Source organism: Kitasatospora sp. NPDC004240, assembly GCF_053603215.1.
In genome coordinates, this window is record NZ_JBSGFD010000161.1 from 1 (window position 1) to 19785 (window position 19785).

5 protein-coding genes are annotated in these 19785 nt (G+C 74.5%); 1 reads left to right on the forward strand and 4 read right to left on the reverse strand.

The features are described from left to right. The 4 genes from ACWEQL_RS31975 to ACWEQL_RS31990 all read right to left on the reverse strand — a co-directional run. Positions 1-13436: amino acid adenylation domain-containing protein (locus ACWEQL_RS31975; protein ID WP_452153854.1), on the reverse strand; the 13436-nt coding region annotated here is incomplete at its 3' end. Positions 13437-13543: 107 nt separating this feature from the next. Continuing rightward, positions 13544-15802: an ATP-binding cassette domain-containing protein gene (locus tag ACWEQL_RS31980; protein WP_452153855.1), complete on the reverse strand. Its 2259-nt coding sequence runs from the start codon at positions 15800-15802 to the stop codon at positions 13544-13546. 254 nt (positions 15803-16056) lie between these two features. After that, on the reverse strand, positions 16057-16419 hold the full coding sequence (locus tag ACWEQL_RS31985; protein WP_452153856.1) for a DUF5132 domain-containing protein: 363 nt from the start codon (positions 16417-16419) through the stop codon (positions 16057-16059). Between the two features lie 306 nt (positions 16420-16725). Further along, positions 16726-18435, reverse strand: coding sequence for a DUF885 domain-containing protein (locus ACWEQL_RS31990; protein WP_452153857.1), 1710 nt, complete (start codon positions 18433-18435; stop codon positions 16726-16728). 209 nt (positions 18436-18644) lie between these two features. Between ACWEQL_RS31990 and ACWEQL_RS31995 the strand changes: the two genes are divergently transcribed. Beyond that, positions 18645-19785, forward strand: a 1141-nt coding sequence (locus ACWEQL_RS31995) for an ABC transporter substrate-binding protein (protein ID WP_452153858.1), incomplete at its 3' end; no start/stop codon positions are given.

A 19785-nucleotide genomic window follows, 5' to 3' on the forward strand; every position in this document is an offset into this window, starting at 1 on the left:
AACCGCGAGTACAACGCCGCCAGACCCGCCTGCAGCACCATGAACAGGCTCGCACCCGACCTCCGCGCCAACTCCACCAGAGCAGCGTGCAGTTCGGCGTCGATGCGGACGTCGAGCCACTCTCCGGCGTAGGACGTCACCGCCGGACGTGGCCGGTCCACCGGCAGCGGGAGCTGCTCGGGCAGTCCGGCCAGTGCCTCGGTCCAGTAGCCGACCTGGCGGGAGAAGGCGCTGTCCGCGTCCGACTCCTCACCGAGGATCTCGTGCTGCCACAGCGTGTAGTCGGCGTAACTCACCGGCAGCGACGACCAGTCGGGCGCGGCACCGCTCCGCCGGCCGGTGTAGGCGGCGGCGAGGTCGCGCGCCAGCGGACCCAGGGACCAGCCGTCGCCCGCGATGTGGTGCACCACCAGCAGCAGCACGTGCTCGTCCGGCGCCAGCGCGAACAGCTCCGCCCGCAGCGGTACCTCCGAGGTCAGGTCGAAGCCGCGCACCGCCGCCTCGCGCAGCAGGGCGGGCACCTGCGCCTCACCGACCGCGCGCACGGCCAGCGGGACGACGGCCTCGGCGGTGTCCAGCACCCGCTGGTACGGGACTCCGGCGGTGTGCGGGAAGACCGTGCGCAGGGTCTCGTGCCGCGCCACCACGTCCGCGAGCGCGGCACTCAGGGCGCCCCGGTCGAGGTCCCCGGACAGGCGCAGCGCCAGCGGCATGTGGTAGGTGGCGCTGGGCGCCCCGAACTGCTGGAGGAACCAGAGCCGGCGCTGGGCGAAGGACAGCGGCATCGGCTCGCGGCGGGGCCGCGCCACCAGGGCCTGTCGTGCGGCGGCCGCGTCCTGCAGCCCGGTGGCCAGCCCGGCGGGCGTCGGTGTCCGGAACAGGGCGCGCAGTTCCAGCTCGACCCCCAGGGTCGCCCGGACCCGCGACACCAGCCGGGTGGCGAGCAGGGAGTGCCCGCCCAGGTCGAAGAAGTCGTCGTCGACGCCGGCCGCCGGCAGACCCAGCACCTCGGCGAACAGCTCGCACAGGATCTGTTCCTGCGGCGTGCGCGGCCCGCGGCCCGTCGCCCTGGTCGCCGTCCCGGGTGCCGGCAGCGCCGCCCGGTCCAGCTTCCCGTTCGGCGTCAGCGGCAGCGCGTCCAGCAGCACGAACGCGGACGGCACCAGGTAGTCCGGCAGCCGCGCGGTCAGGTACGCCGTCAGTGTCGCCGCCGTCGCCCCGGTCCCGGCCGAGGGCACGACGTAGGCGACGATCCGGGTCTCGCCCGGCCGGTCCTCGCGGGCGAGCACCGCGACCTGCGCGACGCCGGGGTGCGCGGTCAGCTCGGCCTCGATCTCGCCCGGCTCGATCCGGAAGCCGCGCACCTTGACCTGGTGGTCGACCCGGCCGGCGAACTCCAGCTCCCGGTCGGCACGCCAGCGGACCAGGTCGCCGGTGCGGTACATCAGCGCGCCGGCCGGCCCGTACGGGTCGGCGACGAAGCGTCCGGCGGTGAGCCCCGGCCGGTTGAGGTAGCCGCGGGCGAGCCCCGTCCCGGCCAGGTACAGCTCGCCCAGCACGCCGGGGGCGACCGGACGCAGGGACGAATCCAGGACGTAGGCCCGGCAGTTGGCGATCGGACGGCCGATCGGCACCGGCAGCGGGCAGTCGGCCGGGTCCGGTGGCAGCGGGTAGGCGGTGATGACGTGGGTCTCGGCGGGGCCGTAGTGGTTGTGCAGCACCCGGCCCGGCCGGCGGGCCTGGAAGCGGCGTACCGCACCGCCGAGGCGCATCGCCTCGCCGGCCTGGGCGACCAGTCGCAGGTGCGGCAGGTCCAGCCCCGCCTCCTCGGCGGCCTCGGCCAGCGCCTCGACCACCAGGTTGGGGGCGAACAGCTCGGCGACCCGGTGCCGGTCCAGCCAGTGCGCGAACAGTTCGGCGCTGCGGCGCTGCTCCTCGGTCGGCACCACCAGGGTCTTGCCGTACAGCAGCGCGGAGAGCACCTCCTGCACCGAGACGTCGAAGCTGATCGCGGTGAACTGAGCGACCCGCGTGCCCGGTTCGCCGCCGACGGCCCCGTGGTGCCACTCCAGCAGGTTCAGCAGTCCGGCGGCGGGCATCACGACGGCCTTGGGCCGGCCGGTGGAGCCGGAGGTGTAGATGACGTAGGCCGGGTGGCGTCCGTCCACGGCGAGGGCCGGATCGTGCTCCGGCAGGTCCCCGTCCGGTGTGACGGCGGCGAGGTCGTCGAGCACCGCGGCCGGCCGCGCGTCCTCCAGCATGTAGGCGATGCGGGCCGCCGGGTAGTCCGGGTCGACCGGCAGGTACGCCGCGCCCGTCTTGAGCACCGCGAGGACGGCGACCACCAGCTCGGCGGAGCGCGGCAGCCGCAGGGCGACGACCTGCTCCGGGCCCACACCGCGCGCGATCAGCGCGTGGGCCAGGCGGTTGGCCCGGCGGTTCAGCTCCCGGTAGGACAGCACGGTGTCGTCAAGGACCACCGCCGGCGCATCCGGGGTCGCCCGGACCCGTGCCTCGAACAGCGCGGGCAGGGTGGCGGAGGGCACCGGGCGGGCGGTGTCGTTGCGGGCGACCAGCAGCTCGTGCCGCTCCTCGGCGGTGAGGACGTCGATCCGGCTCAGCGACCGGTCCGGCTCGGCGGCCACCGCCGCCAGCACCCGCAGCCACCGGGCGACCAGCGCCTCCACCGTGGCGTGCTCGAACAGGTCGGTGCTGTACTCGACCCGCCCGACGATGCCCTCGGCCGAACCGCCCGTCCCGGCGCGCTCCAGCAGGTGGAAGCCCAGGTCGAACATCGCCGTCGGGGTCCGCACCAGGACGATCTCGGCGGCCAGGCCGCTCAGCGCGAACTCGGTGCGCGGCACGTTCTGCAGCGCGAGCAGCACCTGGAACAGCGGCTGACGGGCGAGCGACCGGGAGGGGTTGAGGGCCTCGACGACGTGCTCGAACGGCAGGTCCTGGTGCGCGTACGCGGCCAGCGCACCCTCACGGACCCGGCCCAGCAGCTCGCCGAAGGTCGGATCGCCCGAGGTGTCGGTGCGCAGCACCAGGGTGTTGACGAAGAACCCGACGAGGTCGTCCAGCGCCTCGTCGGTCCGGCCGGCGATCAGGCTGCCGACCGGAATGTCCGTACCCGCGCCGAGCTTGTCCAGGACCGCCGCCAGCGCGGCCTGCAGCACCATGTGGACACTGGCCCCGTGCTCCCTGCCCAGGCGTACCAGCGCACCGTGCAGCTCCGCGTCCAGGTCGATCGCCAGGTGCCCGCCCCGGTACGAGGTGGTCGCCGGACGGGGCCGGTCGGCGGGCAGCCGGATCTGCTCGGGCAGACCGGCCAGCCGGTCCGTCCAGTAGGCCGTCTGCCGGACGAGCAGGCTGTCGGGGTCGTCGCGGTCGCCGAGCAGCCGGTCGTGCCAGAGGGTGTAGTCCGCGTACTGGACCGGCAACGGCGCCCACTGCGGCGCCTCGCCCCGGCGGCGCGCCGCGTACGCGGTGGCCAGGTCGGCGGCCAGCGGGCCCAGCGACCATCCGTCACCGGCGATGTGGTGCACCACCAGGAGCAACACGTGCTCCTCGGCCGAGAGTTCGAACAGCTCGGCACGCAGCGGCGGTTCGGCCTCCAGGTCGAATCCGCGCGCCGCGGCCCCGGTCAGCAGGCCGGTCAGGTCCGCCTCGCTCGCCGGGGTGGCCGGCAGGTCCGGCCGCACCTCCCCGACGGGCAGCACGTGCTGGTACGGCACACCGTCCACCGTCCGGAAGACGGTGCGCAGGGTCTCGTGCCGGTCGACGACGTCGCCCAGGGCCCGCGCCAGGGCCACCCGGTCCAGCGGCCCCGTGAGCCGCCACGCCAGCGGCATGCCGTAGACCGGGCCGGTGCCCTCCAGCTGGTGCAGGAACCACAGCCGTCGCTGGGCGGACGACAGCGGCACCAGCGCGGGCCGCTCCGCCCGTCCCAGGGGGAGTCGGGCCCGCTCCGCGCCGCCCAGCCCGGCGGCCAGCCCGGCCACGGTCGGGGTGCGGAACAGGGCGTGCAGCGCCAGCTCCACGCCCAGGGTCGTGCGGACCCGGGCCACCAGGCGGGTGGCCAGCAGGGAGTGCCCGCCCAGATCGAAGAAGTCGTCGTCGACGCCGACCCGCGGCAGGCCCAGCACCTCGGCGAAGAGCCCGGCGAGCACCTGCTCCCGGGGGGTGTGCGGTGCCCGGCCGGTCCGCGACGCGGTGAACTCGGGCTCGGGGAGTGCGCGCCGGTCGAGCTTGCCGTTGGCGTTCAGCGGCAGGGCGTCGAGGGTGACGAACGCGGCGGGCAGCATGTAGTCCGGCAGCCGCTCGCGCAGGTGGGAGCGCAGATCCTCCGGCCGGGGCTCCGTGCCCGCGGCGGGCACCAGGTAGGCGACCAGCCGGGTGTCCTCCGCCCGGTCGTTGCGGGCGGTCACCGCGACCTGGCCGACCTGCGGGTGTTCGGCGAGCGCGGTCTCGATCTCGCCGAGTTCGATCCGGAAGCCGCGCACCTTGACCTGGTCGTCGGCGCGGCCGACGTACTCCAGCTGGCCTCCGCCCGCCTGGCCGCCGGCTGCTGCCCCCGCCGGCCCGGTGGACCCGCGGGGGCGTCGGCGCACCAGGTCCCCGGTGCGGTACATCCTGCCGCCCGCCGGCCCGTACGGGTCGGCGACGAAGCGCCCGGCACTGAGCCCGGGCCGGTTGAGATAGCCGCGGGCCAGGCCCGGACCGGCGAGGTACAGCTCCCCGGTCACGCCCGGCGGCACCAGGCCCAGGCGTCGGTCCAGCACGTACCCGCGGAGTCCGGCGACGACATGGCCGATCGGCGGTACGCCGGAGCCGGGCGTCAGCTGCTCGCTGATCGTCGCGACGACCGTGGCCTCGGTCGGGCCGTACGCGTTGATCATCCGGCGCCCGGGCGCCCAGCGCGTCACCAGCTCGGGCGGGCAGGCCTCGCCCGCCACCGTCAGCGTCGGCACGTCCACCGACTCCGGCGACAGCGCGGCCAGTACCGACGGCGGCACCGTCGCGTGGGTGAGCGCGAGGCCCGGGTCGGTCAGTGCGGCGACCGGCTCGGTCGCGGGCGCCGGCACGAGGGTGGCGCCGGTGGACAGGGCGCCGAGGACGTCCCACAGCGAGACGTCGAAGCTGGGCGAGGAGAACTGGAGCACCCGGCTGCCGGCGTCGATGCCGAGCCGCTCCACCTGGGCGGCCACCATGAGAGGCACGCCCGCGTGGGTCACCACCACGCCCTTGGGCCGCCCGGTCGAGCCGGAGGTGTAGATCACGTACGCCGCGTTCCGGGTGTCCACCACGACGGCGGGGTCGGTCTCCGGCCACTGCGACACCTCGGCCACCGTCGCGGGGTCGTCGACCACCACGCTCGGCCCGGCGTCCTCCAGCATGAAGGCGATCCGCGACCGCGGATAGACCGGGTCGACCGGCAGGTACGCGGCGCCCGTCTTCAGGACGCCCAGGAGCGCCACCACGAACTCCACCGACCGTGGCAGTGAGAGCGCCACGAGCTGCTCCGCGGCCACGCCCCTGGCGATCAGCGAGTGCGCGAACCGGTTGGCCCAGGCGTTCAGCGCCCGGTAGGTCAGCCGAACGGTGCCGGAGGCCAGGGCGACGGCGTCCGGAGTGGCCTCCACCTGCGCCGCGAAGGTCTCCAGCAGGCTGCCGGTCGCCCCGCGGCCCTCGACGGCGGGCAGCAGCTCACGCCGCTCGTCGGCGGACAGCAGGTCGATGCCGCCGAGCCGGCACCGCGGGTCGGCCACGGCCGCGGTCAGCAGCCGGACCAGGCGCGCGACCATCGTCTCGACGGTGACCGGGTCGTACAGGTCGCTCGCGAACTGGACGAACACGTCGATCCCGGCCGGGGAACCATCCTCGCCGTGCCGCTCGGCCAGCGAGAGGACCAGGTCGAACTTGGACGTGGTGGTGGTGAGCTCCAGCTCGGCGACCCGCAGGCCCGACGGGGCGAACTCGGCCCGGGCGTTGTTCTGCAGCACCAGCATGACCTGGAACAGCGGGTGGTGGGAGAGCGACCGCGCCGGGTTGAGGGCCTCGACCAGGTGCTCGAACGGGAGGTCCTGGTTGGCGTACCCGGCCAGCGCGGTGTCCCGGACGCGGGCGAGCAGCTCGGCGAAGGTCGGGTCTCCGGAGGTGTCCGTGCGGAGCACGAGGGTGTTGACGAAGAACCCGACCAGGTCGTCCAGCGCCTGGTCGCCACGGCCGGCGGTGAGAGTGCCGACCGGGATGTCGTCGCCCGCGCCGAGCCTGCTCAGCAGCGCCGCGAGCCCGGCCTGGAGCACCATGAACAGACTCGTGCCGTTGGCACGGCCGAGCTCGCGCAGTCCGCGGTGCAGCTCCGCGTCGAGCCCGGCCCGTACGAAGCCGCCCCGGTGCGAGGCGACCGCCGGGCGGGGCCGGTCGGTGGGCAGCTGGATCTGCTCCGGCAGACCGGCCAGCTGCCGGGTCCAGTAGGCCGTCTGACGGGCGAGAGCGCTGTCGCCGTCGGTCGGCGCGCCGAGCCGCTCGTGCTGCCACAGGCTGTAGTCGGCGTACTGGACGGCCAGCGGCTCCCGGCCCGGCTCCTCACCCCGGCACCGGGCCGCGTAGGCCTCGGTGAGGTCGGCGGCCAGCGGGCCGAGCGACCATCCGTCGCCCGCGATGTGGTGGAGCACCAGCAGCAGCACGTGCTCGTCCGGCGCCACCTCGAACAGCTCCGCGTGCAGCGGCAGTTCGGTCTCCAGGTCGAACCGGTGGGCCTGCGCCGCCGCCAGCGCGGCGGGCAGCTCGGCCTCCGTGGTCCGGCGCACGGCGAGACCGGGACGGGCCGCGACGACGCCCAGCACCTGCTGGTACGGCACGCCGTCCAGCACCGGGAAGACCGTCCGCAGCGCCTCGTGCCGGGCCACCACGTCCGTCAGGGCGGCGTGCAGCGCCTGACGGTCGAGCGGGCCGGACAGCCGCCACGCCAGCGGGATGTTGTAGTTCGCGCTGCCGCCCTCCAGCTGGTGCAGGAACCAGAGCCGCCGCTGCGCGAACGACAGCGGGACCCGCTCCCGGTCCTGACCTCCGGACGACGTCCCCGCCGGCCGCCGCTGCGGGGTCAGCGCGGCCTGGGCCGGTCCGGCCGCCACGAGCGCGGCGGCCAGGCCGGCCGGGGTCGGCGCCTCGAACAGGGTGCGCAGCTCCATCTCGACGCCGAGGGTCGCGCGGACCCGGGCGGCCAGGCGGGTGGCCAGCAGCGAATGGCCGCCCAGGTCGAAGAAGCCGTCCTCGACACCGGCCGACGCCACGCCCAGGACCTCGGCGAACAGCTCGCAGAGGATCTGCTCCTGCGGGGTGCGCGGCGCGCGGGCAGTGGCCGTCGGGGCGAGGTCGGGAGCGGGCAGGGCCCGGTGGTCCAGCTTGCCGTTGGCGGTCAGCGGCAGCGTGTCCAGCACGACGAACGCCGACGGCACCATGTACTCCGGCAGTCGCCCGGCCAGGTGCTCGCGCAGGTCGGCCGGGCGTGGCGTGACGCCCGCGGCCGGTGCCAGGTAGGCGACCAGCCGGGTGTCGTCGGCACGGTCCTGCCGGGCCAGCACGGCGACCTGGCCGACGGCCGGGTGCCCGGCCAGCGCCGCCTCGATCTCCCCGAGCTCGATCCGGAAACCGCGCACCTTCACCTGCTGGTCGGCCCGGCCGACGTAGCGCAGGCCGCCTCCCCCGGAGGCGCGGCGCACCACGTCACCGCTGCGGTACATCCGGGAGCCGGCCGGTCCGAACGGGTCCGCGACGAACCGCCCGGCGGTCAGGCCGGGCCGGTTCAGGTAGCCGCGGGCCAGTCCGGGGCCCGCGACGTACAGCTCGCCGGGCACGCCCGGGGGCACCGGACGCAGGCCGCCGTCGAGCACGTACGTCCGCAGGTCCGGGAGGGCCGCGCCGACCTCGCCGGCGACGGCGGCGGAGCGGCCGAGCGCCGCGTACGTGACGTGCACCGTGGTCTCGGTGATGCCGTACATGTTGACCAGCCGCGGCGCGTCCTGCGCGTGCCGCTCGTACCAGCTCGCCAGCCGGGCGTGCTCCAGCGCCTCGCCGCCGAACACCACCGTGCGCAGGGCGAGTTCGCGCGGCTGCTCGGCGTCCGCCTGCATCAGCTGGTAGAACGCGGACGGCGTCTGGTTGAGCACCGTCACCCGCTCGCGGGCGAGGAGTTCCAGGAACCGGCCGGGCGAGCGGCTGGTCCCGTGGTCCACGACCACCAGCCGGCCGCCGTGCAGCAGCGGGCCCCACAGCTCCCACACCGAGAAGTCGAAGGCGTAGGAGTGGAACAGCGTCCACACGTCGTCGGCGGTGAAGCCGAACAGCTCCTCGGTGGTGTCGAACAGCCGCACCACGTTCCGGTGCGGGACCACCACGCCCTTGGGGTCGCCGGTCGAACCGGAGGTGTGGATGACGTAGGCGGCATGACCGGGGTGGACCACGACCTCCGGGTCGGTGTCCGGCTGTCCGTCCAGGTCGGCGGCGTCCAGCAGCAGCCGCTCCACCCCGCCCGCTCCCGGCAGCTCGCCGGCCTCCCCGGTCGTCACCAGCAGTGCCGGACGGCCGTCCTGGAGCAGGTAGGCGATGCGGGCCGCCGGATACCGCGGGTCCACCGGGAGGTACGCGCCGCCCGCCTTGAGCACCGCGAGCACCGCCACGACCAGCTCCGCCGAGCGCGGCAGCGCCAGCGCGACCAGCCGCTCCGGGCCGACGCCCCGGGCGATCAGCGCGTGCGCGAGCCGGTTGGCGCGGGCGTTCAACTCGCCGTAGGTCAGGTCGACTCCGCCGTCCGTGAGCGCGACCGCGGCCGGGGTCGCCCGCACCTGCCGCTCGAACAGCGCGGTCAGGCTGCTCTCCGGCCGTTCCCCGCTCCGGTCGGCGTCCGCCGGGAGCAACGCGCGGAGCTCGTCGGCGGACAGCACGTCCACCCGGCCGATCCGCCGGCCGGGGTCGGCGACGACGGCCCGCAGCAGGCGCAGCCACCGGTCGACGATCCCCGCCACGGTGGCCCCGTCGAACAGGTCGGTGCTGTACTCGACCACGCCCGACAGCCCCTCCGAACCCGGCTGTTCGGCCAGGATGAAGGTCAGGTCGCACTTGGCCGTCCCGGTGTGGACCAGGTCGGTCGCCGCCCGCAGCCCCGGCAGGTCGAAGGTGCCGAGCGGCGCGTTCTGCAGGGCGAGCATGGTCTGGAACAGCGGGTGGTGCGCCAGCGTGCGGGCCGGGTTCAGTGCCTCCACCAGCTGCTCGAACGGCACGTCCTGGTGTGCGTACGCGGACAGCGCTTCGCCGCGCACCCGGCCCAGCAGTTCGGTGAACGACGGGTCGCCGGACAGGTCGGTGCGCAGCACCAGGGTGTTGACGAAGAAGCCGACCAGGTCGTCCAGGGCCTCGTCGGTACGGCCGGCGATCGGGGTACCGATCGGGACGTCGGTGCCCGCGCCGAGCTTGCCCAGCAGCGCGGCCAGTCCGGCCTGGAGCACCATGAAGAGGCTGGCGCCGCCGTCCCGGGCGAGTGCGCGCAGGCCGCGGTGCAGCTCGGCGTCGATCCGCACCGGCAGGTGGGCGCCCCGGTAGGACATCACCGCGGGCCGGGGCCGGTCGAACGGCAGCTCGACCTGCTCGGGCAGGTCCGCCAGCTGCTCCCGCCAGTAGGCGAGTTGGCCGTTCAGCAGGCTGTCCGGGTCCGCGGCGTCGCCCAGCAGCTCCTGCTGCCAGAGGGCGTGGTCGGCGTACTGGACCGGCAGCGGCGGCCATTCCGGCTTCGCCCCCTCGGCTCGCGCCGCGTAGGCGGTCGTCAGATCCCGCAGGAGCGGCCCCGCCGACCAGCCGTCACCGGCGATGTGGTGCACCACCAGCAGCAGCACGTGCTCCTCGGTGCCGAGCCGGAACAGTTCGGCGCGCAGCGGCGGCTCCTCGGAGAGCTCGAAGCCGTACCGCGCCGCGTCCGCCAGCCGGTCCGGCAGGTCGCGCTCGCGGACCTCGGTGACCCGCAGGCGCGGCCGTGCCGCGTCGGGGTCGAGCACTCGCTGGTGGGGCACACCCTCGACCGCGGGGAAGACGGTGCGCAGGCTCTCGTGCCGCTCGACCACGTCCGCCAGGGCGGCGTCGAGGGCCCGCTGGTCCAGGCTCCCGGACAGCCTCAGGGTCAGCGGGATGTTGTACGTGGCGCTCGGGCCCTCCATCCGGTGCAGGAACCACAGCCGGCGCTGCGCGAAGGACAGCGGGACGGTCTCCGGCCGCTCGCGCAGCGCCAACGCCGGCCGCGCCCGGCCCGCGAGGTCCACCGCCGCCGCCAGTTCCGCCACCGTCGGCGCGTCGAACAGGTCGCGCAGCCTCAGCTCCACGCCCAGCACCGACCGGGCCCGGGCGACCAGCCTGGTGGCCAGCAGGGAGTGCCCGCCCAGGTCGAAGAAGTCGTCGTCCGCGCCGACCTCGGGCACGCCGAGCACCTCGGCGTACAGGCCGGCGAGCAGCTGCTCGGTGGCGGTGCGGGGGGCGCGGCCCGGTGCGGCGGACTGTCGTTCGGGGGCCGGCAGGGCGCGCCGGTCGAGCTTCCCGTTCGGGGTCAGCGGCATGGCGTCCAGCACCACGAACGCCGACGGCACCATGTACTCCGGCAGCCGCTCGCGCAGCCGGGCGCGCAGCGCGTCCGGCGGGACGACCCGCCCTGCCACGGGCACGGTGTAGGCGACCAGTCGGGGCTCCTCGTCGGTGCGCACGGTGACGGCGGCCCGCGCGACCTCCGGCTGTTCGGCGAGGACGGCCTCGATCTCGCCGAGCTCGACCCGGAAGCCGCGGATCTTGACCTGGTCGTCCGTGCGCCCGAGGAACTCCAGGTTCCCCTCCGCGTTCCACCGCACCCGGTCGCCGGTGCGGTACATGCGCGACCCGCCCGGGCCGGACGGGTCCGCCACGAACCGGCCGGCGGTCAGGCCCGGCCGGTCGAGGTACCCGCGCGCCAGCCCCGCACCGGCGATGTACAGCTCACCCGGAACTCCGGCCGGGAGCTTGCGCAGGGCACCGTCGAGCACGTACATCCGGGCGTTGGTGACGGGCCGGCCGATCACCGGGCGCGGGTTCGGCCCCACGGGTGCCGTCACCGAGTTGACGGTGCACTCGGACGGTCCGTAGAAGTTGAGGCAGGAGACCCCGTCGGCGGCCCGCAGCCGTTCCCACAGCTGCTCCGGGACGGCCTCGCCGCCCGCCGCGACCAGCGCCGGGCGCCACCGGGGATCGCTCAACAGTCCGTGGGCGACCAGGACGTGGAGGTAGGACGGGGTGGCCTCGATGAAGTCCAGCCCGCGGTGCGCGGCGTAGCGGACGAAGGCCTCCGGGTCGGTCCACGTCGCGTGGTCGAGGACGTGCAGCTCGTGCCCCGCGAACAGCGCGAGCAGCTGGTTCCAGGAGGCGTCGAACGACACCGACGTGGTCAGGGCGACCCGCAGCCGCGGCCGGTCCTCCAGCAGCGGCGGGAGGTGCACCTGCCGGTGGTCGGTCAGCAGGTTGAGCAGCCCGCCGTAGGTCGGCAGCACACCCTTGGGCCGACCGGTGGAACCGGAGGTGTAGATGACGTAGGCCGGGTGGTCGGGATCGACGGCCGCCCGTGGGTCGGTGTCCGGGCAGCCGGCCAGCTCGGCAACGGTCTCCGGGGCGTCGAGCACCACCCGGTCGAACGGTCCGGTCCGGGGCAGCCGCTCCCCGCTGCCGGAGTCGGTCACCAGCAGGGCCGGCCGGGCGTCGTCGAGCAGGTACGTGATCCGGGCGGCCGGGTACTCGGGGTCGACCGGGACGTACGCGGCGCCGCTCTTCAGCACCGCGAGGATCGCCACCACCAGCTCGGCCGAGCGCGGCAGGGCCACCGCCACCAGCCGCTCCGGCCCCGCACCCCGGGCGATCAGCGCGTGCGCCAGCCGGTTCGCCCGCGCGTCCAGCTCCGCGTACGTCAGCGAGACGCCCCCGCACACCAGCGCGACGAGGTCCGGAGCCGCCCGTACCTGCTCCCGGAACAGCTCCGGCAGGCTCGCGGCCGGGGCCGCCGTCACCGGGCCGGTGCCGAGGGCCGCCACCTCGCGGTGCTCCTCGGCCGTGAGCAGGTCGATCCGGCCCACCGCCTCGTCGGGGTCGCAGTCCGCGACGGCGTCGAGCAGGGCGAGCAGCCGCTGCCGGTGCGCGGCGAGGTCGTCGTCGCCGTACGCCTCCGGCGCGCCGTGCAGCCTGAGGAGCGGGGGGTTGCCGTCACGGTAGTCGAAGACCCAGACGGCGAGGTCGGTGGTCGACCCCGACACGAAGTGGTGCACGGAGGCGGGGTGCCCGGCGAAGCTCGGCCGGGAGTTGAAGGCCATGATGTTGACGATCAGCGGGAACGCCGTCCCGATGCCGCCCGGAGCGCCGAGGTCCCGCAGCAGGTCCTCGCTCCGGTAGCGCTCGTGTGCGACGGCCGACTCGACCTCCCGTGCCACCTGGCCGACGAGTTCGCGCCACCGCATGTCCGGCCGTACGGTCAGCCGCAGGGGCACCACGTTGGACATCGTGCCCGGCACCGACATCAGGTCACGGCCGGAGCCGCGGCGGGCGGTGACGGGCAGGGCGAGCACCACGTCCTGCGAGCCGGTCAGCCGGTGCGCGTAGAGCGCCGCCGCCGCGATCACCAGGCGGGACCACCGGACCCCGGTCCGCCCCGCCGCCGCCCGCAGCGCGTCGGGGCGCCGCAGTTCCCGCTCCTCGGCCAGGCGCAGCGCGCGGTGCGGGTCGGTCGCGGCGCTGTCGCTGAGCCTCGTCGGCGCCGGCCGGTCCGCGAAACGCTCCGTCCAGTGGGCGCGGTCGGCGGTGAAGTCCGTCGAGGCGCGGTAGGCGGCGTCGCTGTCGACCAGGTCCTTCAGCGAACCGAACGGGGACGGCTCCACCGGCCCGCCCTCGGCCAGTGCCGAGTACACGTCGGCGACCCGCTGCCTGACCAGGGCGCTGCTGAGCGCGTCCAGCACCACGTGGTGGTAGTTCAGGTACCAGAGGAACTCGGTCGACGACAGCCGGATCAGCGCGTGACCGAACAGCGGATCGCGCCCGAGGTCCAGCGGGCGCATCAGGTCCCGCTCCATCCACTCCGTCGCCGCCGCACGCGGTGCGGGCTCCCCACTCATGTCCAGGTGCGCCGGTGCCCAGTCCCAGGTCTCGCGGAGGATCTGCCGCGGTCCCTCACCGTCGTCGACGAAGGTCACGTGCAGGGCGTCGACCTCGTCGACGACACGGCGCAGCGCGGTCTCGAACAGCTCCGGGTCCACCGGCCCGTGGATCTCCAGGCACTCGCCGACGCGATAGCCCGGGATCGCCGTGCGGGAGCGCTGCTCGGCGAGCCAGATCTCGCGCTGTGCCGCCGTCAGGGAAAGGGCGTCGCCGTCGCGACGGGACATGGGGGGTACCTCCAGAAATGTGGGCAGGCGTGGTCGCTGGGCGTGCCGGACCGCGCCGACCGCGGTGGGGTCACGCGGTCGGCGGGTGGGCGCGGGTGCTGCTGCGGTCAGGCGGCGAGTTCGCCGGCCTGGAGCCGCCAGAGGGATGCGTAGAGTCCGTGCCGGGCGACGAGTTCGTCGTGGGTGCCCTGTTCGGCCACGACACCGCCCTTGTCCATGACGTAGATCCGGTCGGCGTGGCGGACGGTGGAGAGCCGGTGGGCGATGATGACCATCGTCCGGTCGGCCGCGAACCCGCGGAGCGTGCGTTGGATGGCGGCCTCGGTCTCGTTGTCCACGGCGGAGGTGGCCTCGTCCAGGATCACGACCGGCGCGTCCTTGAGGATCGCCCGTGCCAGGGCGATCCGCTGGCGCTGGCCGCCCGAGAGCGCGGCGCCGCGTTCGCCGATCAGCGTGTCGTAGCCGTCCGGCAGCGTCGAGATGAAGGTGTGCGCCTCGGCCATCGTGGCCGCCTCGACCACGGCCTCGTCCGGGGCGCCGAGGCTGCCGTAGCGGATGTTGTCGGCGATGCTGCCGTCGAAGAGGAACGGGTCCTGGGCGACGAAGCCGATCGCGTGGCGCAGGTCGTGCCGGGGCAGGTCGCGCACGTCCCGGCCGTCGAGCAGCACGCTGCCGGACTCCGCGTCCTGGAAGCGCATCAGCAGCTTGGCGACCGTCGTCTTGCCGGAGCCGGTGGCGCCGACCAGGGCGGTGACCTGCCCGGCGGGGATGGTCAGCGACAGCTTCTCCAGCGCCGGGGGCCGGCCGGGGTAGGCGAAGGTCACGTCGTCGAGGACGATCTCCCCGTGCACCTCGGCGACGTCGAGCGATCCGCCGGCGCCCTCGGTCTCGGCGGGCAGGGCCCGCAGCCGCTGGACCCGGTCGTAGGCGGCGAGGGTGCGCTGGTACTGGTCGACGATGCCGCCGAGCCGGTTCATCCGCAGCATCACCATCTGCGGCAGGCCGATCAGCGGGCTGAACACCTCGAACGGCAGGCTGCCGTTGAGCACGGAGCGGCCGCCGATCAGCAGGGTGCCGGCCATCGAGCTGGTCGTGCAGACCCGGACGATCTCGGCGTGGCGGATGGTGCTCCGGTCGGTCTGCCGGTTGCTCTCCTGGGCGTCCGCGCTCAGCCGGTCGATGCGCTCGGCCTCGTAGTCCTCGGTGCAGAAGCTCTTGACGGTGGCGCCGGCCTCCAGGGTGTTGACCAGTTGGCTGTGCAGCCTGGCCCGGTCCTCGCCGGAGACGGCGTAGTCGGCCGCGACCTTGTCCTGGTAGTGGAAGGAGAGCCAGGCGATGACCGGGATGGGCAGGAACGCGATCCAGGCGATCTGCGGCGCGAGCAGCAGGAACAGCGGCACCATGAGGGCCAGGCTGGTCCCCAGTTGCAGCAGGTCGTTGGCGGAGGTGGCGAAGAAGACGCCCAGCTGGCGGACGTCGTCGGTGAGCGCGCCGGCGACGCGGGTGGTCCGCTCGCCCTCCAGGTGGCGCAGTTCGAGGTGCTGCACGTGGGTGTACGTACGGCCCCGCCAGTCGTGTTCGATGTCCTGGCCGAGCCCCCGCCACTGGAGGTTCGAGGAGTACGAGAGGCCCGCCACGGCGGCGCAGGCGACCGTCACCAGGCCTGCCAGGCCCCAGAGTTGGGCGGATGCCGTGGTCAGCCCGAAGCGGACCAGGGGCGCGGCCTCGCCCTTGATGAGGACCAGCGCGGTCCAGCCGAGGAAGGTGGCGAGCGCCATCTCCGCGACCTGACAGGCGACCGAGAGCGCGCAGGCGCGGTAGAGGCGTCGACGGTGCGGCCCGACGATCTCCAGCAGGGGGTGCCGTTCGGCCTCGGCCCCCGACAGCTCCCTCGCGCCGTCGACCGTCCTGTGCCAGGCCTTCCGGACGACGGCCGCGGTCGCGACCGCGATCCCGCCGAGTGCCACCAGCTGCCGGCTCAGCGCCGACCCGCGGATCAGTGCGATGCCTGCCGCCACCCCGCCGCCCACCGCGAGGACGGGGCGCACGACGAGGCCGCGGTCCGGACGCGGAGCGGGTTCGGCGGCCGCTCGGGCCGGCGCCGCACGTCGCGTCCTGGCCGGTCCCTCCGCCACCAGGGCGACCGCCCTGCGGATGATCCGGCCGACATCCGACGCGGCCACCCGCGGGTCGTGCCGGACGAGGACCCCACCGGTGACCGGGTTGGCCTGGGCCGCGGTGATCCCGGGCACGCGGCGCAGGGCCGCGGCGAGGACTTCGGCCGTCCGGGGCCGTCCGAGGACCAGCTTGACGTCCCAGCGCTGGCGGCCCGGAATGACCGAGCGCGGGCTCGCGTCCAGATCCACGGAACGGAATCCTGCTGCGGCACCCAGCAGAGATGGCATGTGTACGATCACCTGTTTGTGGAGGTCACCGGCGGTCCGTCGACGGGCGCGGCGGAATTCTGCGCACGGCGGACTGCTGCGACGGAGTGGAAAGTACGAATGGGGGTGGGGGTGCGGCCGAAAGGCCCCACGGCCGACCGCCGCGTGGGCTTGTCCTCCGGGGTCGGCCGGAAAACGCGCCCAGGCGGCGGACCGGGCCGCGAATCAGGGGGTCACTACGCCTTGCCGACACCGGCACCGGCGGTCGCGCGGATCCTCGGAGCCCTCGCCTCGCCCTCGGTCCGGTCGGCGGCCTCGCCCTTCTCGCCGTTCGAGGTCGCGCCCTTCTCACCGTTCGAGGCCGGCTCCTCGGCGGGCCGGTGGCCGTCACCGGAGGCGATCTGCGCCGCCACCATGTCGGCGGCCACCTCGGCTGCGAGGTCGTGGATGTTCTCCCCGGCCTCATGGGCCGCCTTCTTCACCTCCATGACGACACCGACGGACGTCTTGACGACGCCGCGCACCAACGGCTTGAGGAGACGCTTGGCCAGTGGCGCGACGATGAGACCGACCAGGAACGGCGGGACTACGGGCGGCATGATGCTCAACCTCTCTACGCAGACGGATGACAGGGGCCCCGGGCACTGCGAACTCCGGAGCACGCACAGCGGGGCGGACGGAAGTACCCTTTCCGGATTTCGTGATTCCCGTACCGGATTCCCTGCCGGGTCGAATTCCCCGTCGATGGGCACGCCGCCTGCTCCTCGATCACCGTAGTCCAGTCATGCCGGTCGAAGCCAAACCGTCCCGGCGGGTTTCACTCATGCGAGTGCTATCCACATCGCCGACCGCCACGGATTGTGGTACGCACACCCACCAGGACAATTGCTTGTCCTACTTTCCTATTACCCGCGGCCGCTTTCCCGATGACTGCCGAGCTCACGCGCCACCCTTCCGCGCAGGGCGGGGAACGGCAGCGCACCGCCTCCCAGCACCGCCTCGTGGAAGGCCCGTACGTCGAACCCCGCGCCCAGCTCCGTCTCGGCCCGCGCTCGCAGCCCCGCGAACTCCAGGTAGCCCGCGCGGTAGGAGAGGGCCTGCCCCGGCAGGTCCGTCGAGTACCGCAGCAGGTCGGAGGCGATCTGGCCGTCCGCCTCGGTGGAGTTGGCCCGCATGAAGTCCCGGGCCTGCGCGAGGCTCATCGTCCCGAGGTTGAGCCCGGTGTCGACGACGAGCCGCTGTGCGGTGAACCGCTCCTGCGCGAGACGCCCGTACGCGTCCCACGGGTCGTCATAGAGGCCCATCTCCCAGCCGAGCCCCGCCGCGTACTCGGCCCAACCCTCACTGAAAGCGCCGAACTCGGCCGCCTCACGCCGTAGTTGCGGAAGTGAGCGATCCTCCGCCTGGCGGGCGAGGTGGAAGTGGTGCCCCGGCGCCAGCTCGTGATAGATCAGGGAGGCCGAGCCGATCAGCGACCTCCCGTCCAGGCCCGAGCCGTTGTAGCGGTAGCGTCCGACCGGACTCGCGGCGGTCGGCAGCTCGTAGTACCCGAAGGTCATCCCCGACTCCAGCGCCGGATCCAGCCGGGCCAGCCCGTACGGCGCGGTCGGCAGGATGGCGAACCACCGCGGCAGCAGCGGGGCCAGCCGGTCGAGGTGGCCGCGGAACCGGGCCTCGACCTCCTCGGGCGTCCGGGCGTACAGCCGGGGCTCGGTCCTGAGCCGATCGTGGAACTCTCCCTCGGGGCCCCGGAAACCCAGGGTCGCGCGCACCTCCCGCATCCGCCCGGCCAGTTCGCGGCACTGCTCGCGGCCCAGCTCGTGCAACCGCTCGGGCGCGGCGTCGTCCCCGGTGGCGGTCCGGACGAAGTCGCGGTACGCCTCCTCGCCGCCCTCGTAGCGCGCCCAGCCGACCTCCGTCGGCGCCTCCTCCGGACGGCCCGGGTCGTCGACGAGGGCGAGCAGCCGGTCGAAGGCCGGCGTCAGCTCGGCCTCCACCAGCCGCCGTACCCCGTCCCGAAGGAGCCCGCGCTCGGCCGGCCCCAGCCCACCGAGCCGGTCGTCCGCCACCGCCACCCGGCGCGCCGCGGAGGACCGCAGACCCTCGACGGTGGCCCGCACCCCGGCCAGGGCCGGGGCCGGCACCCGGAAGCCGCGCGCGGCCTGCCCGGCCACCTTGTCGCCGATCGAGCCGACCACCCGCGCCAGTTCGTGCACCAGTGTCAGGTACCGCTCGGTGTCCGCCCGCCCGGCGAGGACGAAGGAGCACAGGACCGCGTCGACGTACAGCGACAGCGGGAACAGCCGGTACGGCGTGACGACTGGCGTCAGCCAGTACCACCGGCGGGCCCGCAGCTCCTGCTCGGCCAGCGCCACGAGGACGGCCGCCGTGTCGGCGTCGGCACCGGACAGCTCCGCACGGTCGAGCAGCCGCACTCGGTCCAGCACGCCCGCCGCGAACCGGGCCCGCTCCTCGGCCTCGGCGGGCGACGCCCCCGGCAGCGTCTCGACCGGGAGCCCCTGGCGGACTCTCAGCATCGGATCCCGCTCCAGCAGGAACTCCCAGTAGCGGTCCGCCAGGTGACCGACCTCGCGACCCGGTTCGTTCGTCCTCATGCCGACATCCTGTCCAGGGCGGACCGCCAGGGCGCCCGGCCGGCGGCGGACAAGACGCGATACCCCTCGAAAGAGTGAATCCGGATCCCCGCCCCGCGCCGACGGCCACCGCCGACGGCGCGGCACAGGGCCACTCCGCACGTTCGAACACCGTTTCTCCGGCGGTGAGTTGGCTCACCGATGCCCATCCCCGGTGGCACCATGGCGCCATGCTCCGTCGCCCCCTACCGGCCACCTCGACGGCCGTCATGACCGCTGCCGCTCTCGCACTGAGCGCCTGCGACGGCGCCGCCCGGTCCTCGACGACCACGCCCTTCGTGGACCGCGGGACCGTCCGGATCGCGGTGGCCGGTGAGATCCCGAGCTTCAACCCGTACACCGCCTTCGGCGCCGCCCAGGCCCGCTACGCCTACGACTCGTTGGTCAACCTCGCCCCCGACGGCACCGTGGTCACCGGCCTGGCCTCGTCATGGCAGGCCACGACCACCACGGCCGCCTTCACCCTCCGCCCGGGCGTCACCTGCTCCGACGGCACCCCCCTCACCGCCTCGGCGGTGGCCAGGGCGCTCACCTACGCGGGCGACCCGGCCAACCAGCTCGCCGGCGCCCAGACCGTCCTTCCGAACGTCCCGTTCACCGCGAGCGCCGACGACGCGGCCGGCACGGTGTCGGCGACCGCCGCCACCCCCTTCCCCTTCCTCATCCGCACCCTCGGCCTGCTGCCCGTCGTCTGCCCCGCCGGACTCGACCGGCCCCGGTCGCTGGACCGGTCGTCCCAGGGCACCGGCCCCTACGTACTGACCCGCTACACCCCCGGCGGACCGTACGAGTTCACCGTCCGCGACGGGTACGCGTGGGGCCCGGACGGTACGACCACCGCGGCGCCCGGCCTGCCGGGCCGCATCGTCGTATCGGTGGTGCCCCAGGCCTCCACCGCGGCGAACCTGCTGCTCACCGGCGGCGTCGAGATCGCGAACGTGAACGGGCCGGACCGCGCCCGGCTCACCGGCCACGGCCTGGCCGCCACCGACGTGCCGACCGTCGTCGGGCTGACCTTCTTCAACCAACGATCCGGCCGGCCCCTGGCCGACCCGGAGGTACGTCGGGCCCTGGTCGCCGCCCTCGACCGCCAGGGGCTCGCCAACGTCGCCGTCGGTGGCACCGGCCGGCCCGCCACCGACTTCGGCGCCGAGGGCGCCGTCTGCCACGCCGACCTCGCCGCCGACCTGCCCGCGCAGGACGCCGCCGCGGCGCTATCCGCGACCCGGCGCGGGAGTTCTCCCGGTTCCTGGGGGCGGTCACCCATCTGGGAGTGCTCGGGCCGGACGGCGCCGCCGACGCGCTCACCGA

Coding starts and splice junctions, on each gene's coding strand:
- ACWEQL_RS31985 (WP_452153856.1), bottom strand. CDS start 16,419: ATGCCGCCCGTAGTCCCGCCGTTCCTGGTCGGTCTCATCGTCGCGCCA.
- ACWEQL_RS31990 (WP_452153857.1), bottom strand. CDS start 18,435: ATGAGGACGAACGAACCGGGTCGCGAGGTCGGTCACCTGGCGGACCGC.